The sequence below is a fragment of the Rhodococcus koreensis genome, from assembly GCF_900105905.1.
In the GTDB taxonomy this organism is placed as follows: domain Bacteria; phylum Actinomycetota; class Actinomycetes; order Mycobacteriales; family Mycobacteriaceae; genus Rhodococcus_F; species Rhodococcus_F koreensis.
Genome location: NZ_FNSV01000005.1, coordinates 7,877,314 through 7,889,016, shown reverse-complemented (window position 1 = coordinate 7,889,016; position 11,703 = coordinate 7,877,314). Strand labels below are relative to the sequence as shown.

Annotated in this window: 11 protein-coding genes and 2 tRNA genes; 3 read left to right on the top strand and 10 right to left on the bottom strand. The window is 67.1% G+C overall.

Annotation, left to right across the window (positions count from 1 at the left end):
* Positions 1-15 precede the first annotated feature (15 nt).
* The 8 genes from BLV94_RS40440 to BLV94_RS40400 all read right to left on the bottom strand — a co-directional run bounded on the left by BLV94_RS40440 (position 16) and on the right by BLV94_RS40400 (position 8,066).
* A complete protein-coding gene (locus BLV94_RS40440; RefSeq protein ID WP_083395963.1) occupies positions 16-792 on the bottom strand; it encodes a M23 family metallopeptidase in 777 nt (258 codons plus the stop codon).
* Between the two features lie 288 nt (positions 793-1,080).
* The gene (locus BLV94_RS40435; RefSeq protein WP_072947080.1) at positions 1,081-3,015 is read right to left on the bottom strand and encodes a bifunctional sugar phosphate isomerase/epimerase/4-hydroxyphenylpyruvate dioxygenase family protein; all 1,935 of its coding nucleotides are present in this window, start codon (positions 3,013-3,015) and stop codon (positions 1,081-1,083) included.
* A gap of 7 nt (positions 3,016-3,022) precedes the next feature.
* Positions 3,023-3,463 carry a type II 3-dehydroquinate dehydratase gene (gene aroQ, locus BLV94_RS40430; protein WP_072947109.1) on the bottom strand — a complete coding sequence of 147 codons (441 nt, stop codon included), beginning with the start codon at positions 3,461-3,463 and terminating at the stop codon, positions 3,023-3,025.
* 67 nt (positions 3,464-3,530) lie between these two features.
* Positions 3,531-4,811, bottom strand: coding sequence for an ATP-dependent Clp protease ATP-binding subunit ClpX (gene clpX, locus BLV94_RS40425; RefSeq protein ID WP_005248181.1), 1,281 nt, complete (start codon positions 4,809-4,811; stop codon positions 3,531-3,533).
* A 240-nt stretch (positions 4,812-5,051) separates the two neighbouring features.
* Complete coding sequence (locus BLV94_RS40415) at positions 5,052-5,714, bottom strand: ATP-dependent Clp protease proteolytic subunit (protein WP_072947079.1); 663 nt, start codon at positions 5,712-5,714, stop codon at positions 5,052-5,054.
* Positions 5,715-5,762: 48 nt separating this feature from the next.
* Positions 5,763-6,350: an ATP-dependent Clp protease proteolytic subunit gene (locus BLV94_RS40410; RefSeq protein WP_011594411.1), complete on the bottom strand. Its 588-nt coding sequence runs from the start codon at positions 6,348-6,350 to the stop codon at positions 5,763-5,765.
* A gap of 184 nt (positions 6,351-6,534) precedes the next feature.
* On the bottom strand, positions 6,535-7,929 hold the full coding sequence (gene tig / locus BLV94_RS40405; RefSeq protein ID WP_072947078.1) for a trigger factor: 1,395 nt from the start codon (positions 7,927-7,929) through the stop codon (positions 6,535-6,537).
* A 60-nt stretch (positions 7,930-7,989) separates the two neighbouring features.
* Positions 7,990-8,066, bottom strand: a tRNA-Pro gene (locus tag BLV94_RS40400).
* Between the two features lie 139 nt (positions 8,067-8,205).
* Here BLV94_RS40400 and BLV94_RS40395 point away from each other — a divergent pair.
* Together BLV94_RS40395 and BLV94_RS40390 are read left to right on the top strand one after the other, a co-directional pair.
* A tRNA-Gly gene (locus BLV94_RS40395) sits at positions 8,206-8,276 on the top strand.
* 249 nt (positions 8,277-8,525) lie between these two features.
* Positions 8,526-9,365 carry a hypothetical protein gene (locus BLV94_RS40390; protein WP_072947077.1) on the top strand — a complete coding sequence of 280 codons (840 nt, stop codon included), beginning with the start codon at positions 8,526-8,528 and terminating at the stop codon, positions 9,363-9,365.
* An 8-nt stretch (positions 9,366-9,373) separates the two neighbouring features.
* On the opposite strand, the gene BLV94_RS40385 is transcribed toward BLV94_RS40390, so the two are convergent.
* Together BLV94_RS40385 and BLV94_RS40380 are read right to left on the bottom strand one after the other, a co-directional pair.
* Positions 9,374-10,171 carry an Fpg/Nei family DNA glycosylase gene (locus tag BLV94_RS40385; RefSeq protein ID WP_072947076.1) on the bottom strand — a complete coding sequence of 266 codons (798 nt, stop codon included), beginning with the start codon at positions 10,169-10,171 and terminating at the stop codon, positions 9,374-9,376.
* 6 nt (positions 10,172-10,177) lie between these two features.
* Positions 10,178-10,651, bottom strand: a complete 474-nt coding sequence (locus BLV94_RS40380) for a ribose-5-phosphate isomerase (protein WP_005248193.1) — start codon at positions 10,649-10,651, stop codon at positions 10,178-10,180.
* Positions 10,652-10,718: 67 nt separating this feature from the next.
* Here BLV94_RS40380 and BLV94_RS40375 point away from each other — a divergent pair, with 67 nt between their 5' ends.
* Positions 10,719-11,693, top strand: coding sequence for a M48 family metallopeptidase (locus BLV94_RS40375; protein ID WP_072947075.1), 975 nt, complete (start codon positions 10,719-10,721; stop codon positions 11,691-11,693).
* Positions 11,694-11,703 lie beyond the last annotated feature (10 nt).

Here is an 11,703-nt window from a genome sequence, read left to right as displayed (position 1 = left end):
GGCAGTGAGGTGCCCCTAGCTGCCCTGCCCTCCGGGCACGGGGACGCCGCGCGAATTGAGCCAGCCCGCCGGATCGATCTTGGTTCCGTTCGCCGTCCACACCTCGTAGTGCAGATGCGGTCCGGTCGACTGCCCCCGGTTGCCCATGGTGGCGATCTGGTCGCCGGCCCGGACCGGCTGCCCGACCGAGACCAACGAGGTGTCGATATGGCCGTACACGCCGATGGTGCCGTCGTCCTGCTGCAGGCGGATCCACAGCCCGAAGCCCGACGCCGGACCGCTCTCGATCACGGTGCCGTTGGTGACGGCCTTGATCGGAGTGCCGATGGAGTTCGCGATGTCGATGCCGTTGTGGTTGGTACCCCAGCGCTGGCCGAAGCCGGACGTGAACGTGCCGTCGGCCGGGAACAGGACCGCGGGTCGGCGAGCCGCCTCCTCGGCCGCAGCCTGACGTGCGGCCTGTTCGGCCGCCTCCCGGGCCAGGCGCTCGGTCTCGGCCTTCTGGGCCACCAGCCTCTCGACCTCACGCTGGGCGGCGCGCTGGATCTGCTCGGTGTGGTCGGTGAGTTCCGGGCGTTCGACCTGCAGGAACTGCGGCGGCGGAGTGAGCGACACACCCGCCTCGGTGGATGCGTGCGCCACCTCCCCGGTGGCGGCGGAGGCGATGGCGCCGGACACGAGCAGCGCAGTAGCCGCCAGCGAGGTCGCCACCACGTGCCGGCGGGCGGACTTCGCAGAACGGGTGCGCCGGGCATGCCGGGCCTGCGGGACGGTGTTCGCGTGTAGAGCCAAGACCACATTCCTCCGTCGAGTTCGTGACTGATAACGAAAAGGTCACGGTTTCGACACAGGTTAGTACGTATTGGCCAAAAACCCACGTGTCGCATTGACGCCTGTGCTGTCGGTCGCCGACTCCGGTCGGATTTTTCGACCCCATCAGTCACATGCACCCCGGGAGCGCGCATCGACGACAGTGGTCACGCTCCAGACGTGTCGGACGTCACTGTCACCGCGCTCAACGGAAAGACGACGGCGCCCGTGGTCGTGACCACGGGCGCCGTTATCTGTCGGGTCGGCCGCTCAGCCGACCGCCCGCAATTGGGCAGCCAGACGCATCGCGGAGTTCGCGTCCCCGTACCCCTCGTAACCGCCGACGCGTTGCACGACCTCGAAGAACAGGTCGGCGCCCACCGTCTGGGTGAACAGGTGGAAGAACTCGCCGTGGGCGTCAGCGTCGTACATGATGCCGGAACCGCTCATGCGGTCGAGGAGTTCGCGGGAGAGTCCGAAGCGGGCCTCGAGGTCGTCGTAGTAGTTCGGCGAGATGACGAGCGGCTCGAAGCCGTTCGACTGCATGGTCGCCGCGGCGGTGAAGATGTCCGTGCACGCGAACGCGACGTGGCTGATCCCACCGCGCCGGGCCGCGGCGATGTGGGAGTTTCCCGACACCGCACCCGGAACCATGTTGAGCGAGATGCGCAGCGGACGGTCGACGCCGTCGGCGCCCGTCTGATCCATCGTCAGCGCCTGACTACGCATCATCCCGACCGCGTCCGTGACGTCGAGGCCCTCGTGCGGCGCCATCGCGAACACCGAGCGGAGCAGCAGCATGATGCCGTCCCAGTTGTCCGACGGGACGGCGAGCGCCACGTGATCGACCCCGGTAAACACCGGCACCTCGTCCTGCCAGCGCGACTCCGTCGGATACAGGTCGAACGCCGACTGCCACGACGCGGCGCTACCCGGACCGCGCAGATCCAGCGACGTCGCATCGGTGATCTTGAGACGCACCACATCGGACTCGGGAGCGGTGTCCACACCGGGCAGCAGGACCTCGTGCACCGGGACTTCGAGCGCCGCGGCGCGCTCCCCCCACGCGTCGGGGTCGCTCGACCGGATGCCGATCTGGGTGAGCACCGGAAGGTGCGCCGGCAGACCCGGCGCCGTCCACACCGTGCCCGCGGTGGCGTCGACCACAATGGTCATCCGGCCGTGCCGCCACAACTGGAGGTCGTGGCTGCGATGCCGGCCCACCAGACGGAATCCGATGTGCTGCAACGCTTGCCGGAGGTCGGAATCCTTACCGGGACCGGCGGCGAGCCGGAGCGACACGATGCCTTCGAGCGGTGCGCGCGGCGGCGGCTCGAACAGCGCCAGACCCCGACCGGTGTCCTCACCGTGCTCGGCCTGCACCCGGGCGACCTCCTCCTGGAGGTACAGCAGCGAGCGGTGCGCGTCGGCGGCCGTGCGACCCGTCGACGACTGCCGGAACGTGTCGTTGAAGATCTCCAGCGACCACGGCCCGGTGTATCCGGCCGCCTGGACGTGGGCACCGAACGTGGCGAGATCGAAGTTGCCCTGCCCCGGGAAGTTCCGGTGGTGCCGGCTCCACTGCAGGATGTCCATCGACATCCGGGGCGCATCGGCGAGCTGCAGGAAGAAGATCTTCTCCCCCGGGATGTCACGGATGCCGGACGGGTCGTCGCCGCGGGAGAGGATGTGGAAGCTGTCGAGGCAGGTACCGAGGGCGGGATGGTCGGCGTCCTGCACGATCTTCCACGCGTGCCGGTACCTGTTGACGTGCGTGCCCCAGGCCAGCGCCTCGTAGGCGATGCGGAGCCCCCGGCCGTGTGCGTGCTCGGCGAGGGTGTGGAGTTGCTCGGTCAGGCGGGCGTCGTCGCGCACCGCCTCGGGCAGTGGCGACGAGCAGACCAGCAGGGTGTCGCAGCCGAGCTGCTCCATGATGTCGAACTTGCGCTCGGCCCGGATCAGGTTGCGCGCGAACGTCGCGTCGTCGGCCGAATCCAGATCGCGGAACGGCTGATACAGATCGAGGGTGAGCCCGAGATCCGCTGCGCGGGATGCCAATTCACGCGGCGACCACGGCGAGCTCACGAAATCGGGTTCGAACACCTCGAATCCGTCGAACCCGGCTGCCGCGATCGCGGTGACCTTCTCCTCCAGCGATCCACTCAGGGACACCGTGGCAACGCTCGTACGAACCTGTCGTCCCATGGCGCCGTCAGCCCTTGTTGCAGATGAAGTCGACGGCCAGCGAATAGCCGAGGATGCCGAGTCCGGCGATCACTCCCGTGGCGACCCCGGACACGTACGAGTGGTGCCGGAACTCCTCGCGGGCGTGCACGTTGCTGATGTGCACCTCGACGAGGGGCACCTCGAGCGTCACCAGGGCGTCGCGCAACGCCACCGACGTGTGCGTGAAACCACCCGGGTTGATCACGACGCCCGACGCCGTGGTGCGGGCCTCGTGCACCCAGTCGATCAGGTGGCCCTCGTGGTTGGACTGCCGCGCGACGATCTCACGTCCCGCCTTCGCGGCGGCGGTGCGGCACAACTCCACGACGTCGTCGAGCGTCTCCCGCCCGTACACCTCGGGCTGCCGTTGCCCCAGCAGGTTCAGGTTGGGGCCGTTGAGAACAAAGATCGGTCCGGGAGCGGTCATCGCGCGCATTACCTCCATTTGTACGAACTAGTGAGTTAGTTCGCACCCAGGATACAGCGCGCCCCGCCTAGGCGGACTTGTCCCGGCGTTCTCCCCGCTCCGGCTTGCGCGGGACGATGGTCGGGAGCACGTTGTCATTGACCGTCTCCGCGCTGACCACGACCTTTTCGACGTCGTCCCGGCTCGGGATGTCGTACATGACCGGAAGCAGGACCTCCTCCATGATCGCGCGCAGACCACGAGCACCGGTGCCGCGGAGGATCGCCTGATCGGCGATGGCCTCGAGCGCGTCCGTGGTGAACTCCAACTCCACGCCGTCCATGTCGAACAACCGGTTGTACTGCTTGACCAGTGCGTTCTTCGGCTCCGACAGGATCTGGACGAGCGATTCCTTGTCGAGGTTGGTCACCGACGCCACGACAGGGAGACGGCCGATGAACTCGGGGATGAGCCCGAACTTGATCAAGTCTTCCGGCATGACCTCCGCGAAGTGGTCCTGCGTGTCGATCTCCGCCTTGGACCGCACCTCGGCACCGAAACCGATGCCCCGCTTGCCGACGCGATCGGAGACGATCCGCTCGAGGCCGGCGAACGCGCCCGCCACGATGAACAGGACGTTCGTCGTGTCGATCTGGATGAACTCCTGATGCGGGTGCTTGCGACCTCCCTGCGGCGGCACGCTGGCCTGCGTGCCCTCGAGAATCTTCAGCAGAGCCTGCTGCACACCCTCACCGGACACGTCCCGTGTGATCGACGGGTTCTCGCTCTTGCGGGCGATCTTGTCGACCTCGTCGATGTAGATGATGCCGGTCTCGGCGCGCTTGACGTCGTAGTCGGCGGCCTGGATCAGCTTGAGGAGAATGTTCTCGACGTCCTCACCCACGTAGCCGGCCTCGGTGAGCGCCGTCGCATCGGCGATCGCGAACGGGACGTTGAGCATCTTCGCCAGCGTCTGAGCCAGATATGTCTTGCCGCAGCCCGTGGGACCGAGCATGAGGATGTTCGACTTCGCCAGCTCGACCGTCTCGCCGCGCGCATCACGACCCTTGTCGCCGGCCTGGATGCGCTTGTAGTGGTTGTAGACCGCGACGGCGAGAGTCCGCTTGGCGGCATCCTGGCCGATCACGTAGTTCTCGAGGAAATCCCGGATCTCGGCCGGCTTCGGCAGCTCGTCGAGCTTCACCTCGCTGGACTCGGCCAGCTCCTCTTCGATGATCTCGTTGCACAGGTCGATGCACTCGTCGCAGATGTACACCCCAGGCCCAGCAATGAGCTTCTTGACCTGCTTCTGGCTCTTACCGCAGAAAGAGCACTTGAGCAGATCCCCGCCGTCACCGATGCGTGCCATCTCGTCAGGTCCCTACTTCCTTCGTCTACGTGCAACCATCGAACCGATCCCACGCCGTGCGCGCACCGACCGAAAACGAAAGCCCGTTATGTGACCGTACCCGCAGATCGCGAGCGAGGTCGACTGGTTGTCGGTGATTCGCGCACCGATCTTCCGGGAAAGCCAGCCTTGCCGATCCCGCACCCGGCTCGCGGCAACCGCGCCGTCACGGCGTGTCGCCCGAGCCGGGGCGGCAGGAAATCACTTCTGGGCGCTGAGTTTGCGGTACTCGAGCACGTCGTCGATGATTCCGTAATCCTTGGCCTCGGCGGCCGTGAGGATCTTGTCGCGATCGGTGTCCTTGCGGATCACGGCGGCGTCCTTGCCAGTGTGCTTCGCGAGAGTGGTCTCCATCAGGCGACGCATCCGCTCGATCTCGGCAGCCTGGATCTCGAGGTCGGAGACCTGACCCTGGATGCCGCCGGTCGCGGGCTGGTGGATGAGGACACGAGCGTTCGGCAGGGCCAGACGCTTGCCGGGGCTACCGGCCGCCAGCAGCACCGCGGCAGCGGATGCGGCCTGGCCGAGGCACACCGTCGTGATGTCGGCGCGCACGTACTGCATGGTGTCGTAGATCGCCATCAGCGACGTGAACGAACCACCCGGCGAGTTGATGTACATGGTGATGTCGCGGTCGGGGTCCAGCGACTCGAGAACGAGCAGCTGAGCCATCACGTCGTTGGCCGACGCGTCGTCCACCTGCACGCCGAGGAAGATGATGCGCTCCTCGAACAGCTTGTTGTACGGGTTGGACTCCTTCACGCCGTAGCTCGAGTGCTCGATGAACGACGGCAGGATGTAGCGCGACTGGGGGCCTGTAGGCGCCTGGCCTCCCAGGCTGCGGGGATCGAACAGGTTGGTCATCAGTTCTCCAAAGGATGTGTGGGAGCGGTCAGTGAGGAAGCCGGGCTGCTACTGCCCGGTCCCGCCCGCCTGCGCCGCGCGGGAGACGACGTGGTCGACGAAACCGTATTCGAGAGCCTGCTGTGCGGTGAACCAGCGGTCGCGATCCGAATCGGCGGTGATCTGCTCGACCGTCTGACCGGTGTGCTCGGCGATCAGCTCGGCCATTTCGCGCTTGGTGTGCGCGAACTGCTCGGCCATGATCGCGATGTCACTCGCGGTACCACCGATTCCGGCGGACGGCTGGTGCATCATGATCCGCGCGTGCGGGAGGGCGTACCGCTTGCCCTTGGCCCCGGCGGAGAGCAGGAACTGGCCCATCGACGCGGCCAAACCCATTCCGAACGTCGCGACGTCGCACTCGGCGAACTGCATCGTGTCGAAGATAGCCATGCCGGCGCTGACCGATCCGCCGGGCGAGTTGATGTAGAGGGAGATGTCCCGGCTGGGATCTTCTGCCGACAGCAGCAGGATCTGGGCGCACAGCTTGTTCGCGATGTCGTCGTCGACCTGGGTACCGAGGAAGATGATGCGCTCGCGCAGCAGGCGCTCGTACACCGAGTCGCTGAGGTTCAACCCAGCGGTGGCTGAAGTCATGGCGGGACTCTGCAAAGTCTCCAGGTGATTGGAAGTCACGGTACCTGCCTTCTCCGTAAATCGTTGATTGCTGACACAGACACTAACGAAGGAGGGCGGCACCGGAGTCCCGGTGCCGCCCTACTTCGCTCAAAGCGGAAAACATCTCACAGCCGAACGCGAGGGAAACACCCCGCGACCAGCATTACTTCTGGTCTTCGCCCTCGGCGGAATCCGACGCGACCTCGTCCGTGGACGCGGTCTCTTCGGCTTCGGCCTCACCGTTGCCGAACAGTTCGGCGGTGTCGACAGCGGCACCCGAGGTGTCGGTGACGGTGGCCTGCTCGACGACACCGGCGAGAGCCTTGCCGCGACGCACGTCGGCGAACACGGCGCCGAGCTGACCGGCCTGCTGGATCTGCTGGATGAACTGCTCCGGCGCCATGCCGTAGCGCTGCGCCTGGAACAGGATGCGCTCGGTGAGCTCGTCCTGACCGACGGTGACGTCGGAGGCGTCGGCGATGGCGTCCAGCAGGAGCTGGGTCTTCACCGAGCGCTCGGCGCTGTCCTTGGCGTCCTTGTCGAACTCTTCGCGGCTCGTGCCCTGCTCCTCGAGGAGCTTGTTCAGCGCTTCCTCGTCGTGGTCGAGTCCGTGCACGGCGTCGTGCAGCGCAGCGTCGACCTCGGCCTTGACGACGGCCTCGGGAAGCGGGACCTCGACGGTCTCGAGCAGGGTCTCCAGGACCTTGTCGCGGATCTGACCGGCCTGCTCGACCTTGCGGACGCGTCCGACGCGCTCACGCAGGTCGGCCTTCAGCTCGTCGAGGGTGTCGAACTCACTTGCCAGCTGAGCGAACTCGTCGTCCTCGGCAGGCAGCTCGCGCTCCTTGACGGTGCCGACGGTGACGGTGACGACAGCTTCCTTGCCCGCGTGGTCACCGGCGACGAGCGTCGAGGTGAACTCCTTGGACTCGCCGGCCTTGACGCCGACGACGGCCTCGTCGAGGCCCTCGATGAGCTGACCCGAACCGACCTCGTGCGACAGACCGCTCGCGGTGGCCTCGGGAACGGCCTCACCGTCGACAGTGGCCGACAGGTCGATGGAGATGAAGTCTCCGTCCTCGACCGCACGCTCGACACCGGTGAGGGTGCCGAAACGCTGACGCAGCGACAGCAGCTGCTCCTCGACGGCCTCGTCGGTGATCTCGATCGGATCGACGGTGACGCTCAGCTCGCTGTAGTCGGGCAGCGTGATCTCGGGACGGACATCGACCTCTGCGGTGAACTCCAGGAGTTCCCCGTCTTCGATCTTCGTGATCTCGATCTCGGGCTGACCGATCGCCTTCACCGAGGCGCTGGTGACGGCCTCGGAGTAGCGGGACGGGAGTGCGTCGTTGACGACCTGCTCCAGGACGGCGCCACGACCGACACGGGCTTCGAGCAACTTGGCCGGTGCCTTACCCGGACGGAAGCCGGGGAGACGGATCTGTTGCGCGAGGGCCTTGTAGGCCTTGTCGAAATCAGGCTTGAGCTCCTCGAAGGGCACCTCAACGTTGATACGGACTCGCGTCGGGCTGAGCTGCTCGACGGTGCTCTTCACGGACTGGCTCCTTCGTGTGGTCGTGCTTTTTCTGTGCGGCAGTTACCTGCCCTGTGGTTCTGGTCGGGGTGACAGGATTTGAACCTGCGACCCTCCGCTCCCAAAGCGGATGCGCTACCAAGCTGCGCTACACCCCGGTCGAAGCCGGCTCTCGCCAACCTCGCGAGGACCCGAGGAAGAATCCTACGGCCCCCCGATTATGAAATCCAAAGCGAGGTTGGGTACAGTCACTCATCGCAGACGACATGCATGGCGATCCCAGGTTGTCGTATGCACGGGGATGTAGCTCAATGGTAGAGCCTCAGTCTTCCAAACTGATTACGCGGGTTCGATTCCCGTCATCCCCTCCGCACAGGAGCGTTCCCACCCCAGGGAACGCTCCTTTTTTTCTTGCACATGGGCGGTCGCGCACATCTGATTCGCTATGACATGCGTCACAGTCGATCGAGCGACCCCCGGCCTTACCCCTCGCCCCCGTTCGCCGAGCGCGTAACCCCGATATCGATCAGTACTCTGGGAGATGTCCGATTTGTCCCCTACTCGTGGATGTTGCAGCCCCCGCAGCCGGCGGTCCGCGAGAACTCCGGAGGCCCACCGTGGAACTGCTACTCATTCTCGTGATCGTGGCGGCGGTCGCCTTCCTGGTGGTGAGGAGCCGCAACAACCGCGCCGGGCAGACCGCGAACCAGCTCGAGGACGCCAAGGCGGACGCACGCCAGGCCATCGAACGACTCGGCGGACAGGTGTACAGCCTCACCGGCTCCGACACCGCCTCACAGCAGGCACTGGCCGACGCGTCCGAGCGCTACACGGCGGCGGGCTCCCAGATCGATCAGGCCGCCACCCCCGTCCAGGCACGCCTCGCCAAGCAGACGGCACTCGAAGGCCTCTACTACATCCGTGCCGCCCGGACGGCCATGGGGATGGACCCCGGCCCCGAGATCCCGTCGATCGACGGGCAGAAGTCCGCGGGCGCGGTCACCGAGGACCGTGAGGTCGAGTTCGAGGGCAGGCAGGTCGCGGCGTCACCGAACCCGTCGTCGAAGACACCGAACTACTACCCGGGCGGTCGCGTCGCGGGACGCCCGGTTCCCGCAGGCTGGTACTCGGAGCCGTGGTGGAAGCCCGCCCTCGTCGCGGGCGCGTGGGGCCTCGGTTCGATGTTCCTGTTCTCGGCGATGTTCTCCGGGATGGCCGGCGTGGGGTACGACGCGCAGGCCTTCGAGAGCGGCGCGGGCGACGCCTCGCAGGACGGCGGCGGTGACGCGGGCGCAGATGCCGGCGGCGACGGCGGCGACTCCGGTGGGGATGCCGGCGGCGATTCCGGTGGCGACATGGGCGGGGACGCCGGCGGCGACGGCGGCGGCGGCGGATTCGACTTCGGCGGCGGGGACGGCGGTGGAGGCTTCGACTTCGGTGGCGGCTTCGACTTCTGACGCGGCCGTCAGGACGGCTGGCAGCTCGGGCACCAGAAGAGGTTGCGGCCCTTCATGACCGAGTGGGCCACCGGTGTGCCGCAGATGCGGCACGGCGATCCCGCCCGCCGGTAGACGTACGTCCGGGGGCGGTCCTTCGCGTACGCCGGATCGCCGTGATCGTCCTCGGGGCGGACGACGTGCATCTTGCCGCGGCGGACACCGACCTTCATGAGGGCGACGAGGTCGGCCCACAGCGCGTCCCACTCGTCGCGGGACAGTCCGCGGCCCGGCCTGTCCGGGTCGATCCCGTGCCGGAACAGGACCTCCGCCCGGTACACGTTGCCGACGCCCGCGATCACGGCCTGATCCATGAGCAGCGCCCCGATCGGGGTCTTCGACGCCGAGATGCGTTTCCACGCCTTGTCGGGGTCGGCGTCCTTGCGCAGTGGGTCCGGTCCGAGTCGCGCCTCGATGGCGGCGACCTGCGGCGGGTGGAGAACCTCACACGCCGTCGGGCCGCGCAGGTCGGTGCCGAATTCGGCGCCGACCATCCGCATCCGGACCTGCCCGACCGGCGGTTCCATGGGAACGGCCGCTTCGGTGAACGCTCCGTACAGGCCCAGGTGGACGTGCACGACCAGCCCGGACTCGTAGTGATGCCACAGGTGTTTACCCCAGGCCTCGGACTTGACGAGGACGCGGCCGTCGACGAGGGCCGCGTCCTCGGAGAATCGGCCCTGCGGGCTCAGCACCCGCACCGGCGAACCGGCGAACCGGCGTTGGTGCAGCCGGGCCAGCCGGTGCAGGGTGTGACCTTCGGGCAAGGACGATCAGGCCTCGGGCAGGGCCGGCGCGACACCGGTCTTCTCGAACTCGGACAGGATGTCGATACGGCGCTGGTGGCGCTCCTCGTTCGACCACTCGGCGGCGAGGAACGCGTCCACGATCGCGAGGGACTCCTCGAGGGAGTGCATGCGCCCGCCGAGTCCGATCAGCTGAGCGTTGTTGTGTTGTCGGGCCAGCTGCGCGGTCTCGACGCTCCATGCCAGGGCGCAGCGCGCACCCTTCACCTTGTTCGCCGCGATCTGCTCGCCGTTGCCGCTGCCGCCCAGCACGATGCCGAGGCTGCCCTCGTCCGCGACGACACGACGTGCCGTCTCGATGCAGAAGGCGGGGTAGTCGTCGAGGGCGTCGTAGACGTGAGCACCGCAGTCGACGGTCTCGTGGCCTGCGGCTTTCAGATGTTCGATGATCTCGTTCTTACGTTCGAATCCGGCATGGTCGGCACCCAGGTATACGCGCATGACTGGTGATTCTGTCAGGCGTCCTCGCGAATCGTGCCGGGGCCCCGGGACGCTTATCGTGATCAGCATGTATCCCGACAACGGACAGAACTGGGGACAGGCGTATCCGGGACATCGGCAGGCCCCCGCGCAGCAGCAGTGGGGCGGCGGGACGGGATGGAATCCCCCGGCCCCGTTGCCGGGCCTCATGCCGAACGACAGGCCCGCCCGGCACTCGTGGGAGATCCCGCTGCTCGTGGCCGCGGTCGTGCTCACCGTCGTCGCCTACGTGGCGGCTATCGCGGCGCTGTTCCTCGGGGTGGTGTCCACCTGGGTGCTCATCGTGCTGGTCGCGCCGATCCTCATCGCCGTCGGCCGCGGCCAGCTGTACGGCTCGCAGCAGGTGAACGGGATCAAGATGACGCCCACCCAGTTCTCCGACGGCTACCGGATGGTGGCGGAAGCGGCCGCACGGTTCGGGATGGCCGAGCCGCCCGACGCGTACGTCGTCCTCGGGAACGGCCGGATCAACGCATTCGCGTCCGGGCACGGCTTCCGCCGCTTCGTCGTCGTGTACAGCGATCTGTTCGAGATCGGCGGCGAGGCCCGCGAGCCCGACGCCCTCGCCTTCATCATCGGCCACGAGGTCGGGCACATCGCCGCCGGCCATGCCTCGTACTGGCGGCAACTGGGACAGTTCGCCGCCAACTACATTCCCGTCGTCGGGTCCGCCCTGTTCCGGTCGATGGAATACACCGCCGACAATCACGGCTTCTGCGTGCGGCCCCAGGGCGCCCGCGGCGCGATGGGTGTGCTCGGCGCGGGCAAGTATCTGGTGAGCGTCGTCGGATTCGACGAACTCGCCGACCGGGCCACCACCGAACGCGGGTTCTTCCCGTGGTTCGTGAACCTGCTGTCGGGACATCCGGTGCTGACCTGGCGCGCCGCCGCTCTGCGGAACCGGACCCGGCACGGCCACCTGTTCGTCAAACCCGGCCAGATCTACCGCGATCCGCTGCAACTGCAGTACGCGGGCGATCCGGCCGGGCCCGTCACTCGGTGACCGGGACGCG

Bases quoted from the DNA above. Each gene is read 5' to 3' on its own strand.
- BLV94_RS40435 (WP_072947080.1), bottom strand. From the start codon at position 3,015: ATGGGACGACAGGTTCGTACGAGCGTTGCCACGGTGTCCCTGAGTGGA.
- aroQ (WP_072947109.1), bottom strand. From the start codon at position 3,463: ATGACCGCTCCCGGACCGATCTTTGTTCTCAACGGCCCCAACCTGAAC.
- clpX (WP_005248181.1), bottom strand. From the start codon at position 4,811: ATGGCACGCATCGGTGACGGCGGGGATCTGCTCAAGTGCTCTTTCTGC.
- BLV94_RS40415 (WP_072947079.1), bottom strand. From the start codon at position 5,714: ATGACCAACCTGTTCGATCCCCGCAGCCTGGGAGGCCAGGCGCCTACA.
- BLV94_RS40410 (WP_011594411.1), bottom strand. From the start codon at position 6,350: ATGACTTCAGCCACCGCTGGGTTGAACCTCAGCGACTCGGTGTACGAG.
- BLV94_RS40380 (WP_005248193.1), bottom strand. From the start codon at position 10,651: ATGCGCGTATACCTGGGTGCCGACCATGCCGGATTCGAACGTAAGAAC.
- BLV94_RS40375 (WP_072947075.1), top strand. From the start codon at position 10,719: ATGTATCCCGACAACGGACAGAACTGGGGACAGGCGTATCCGGGACAT.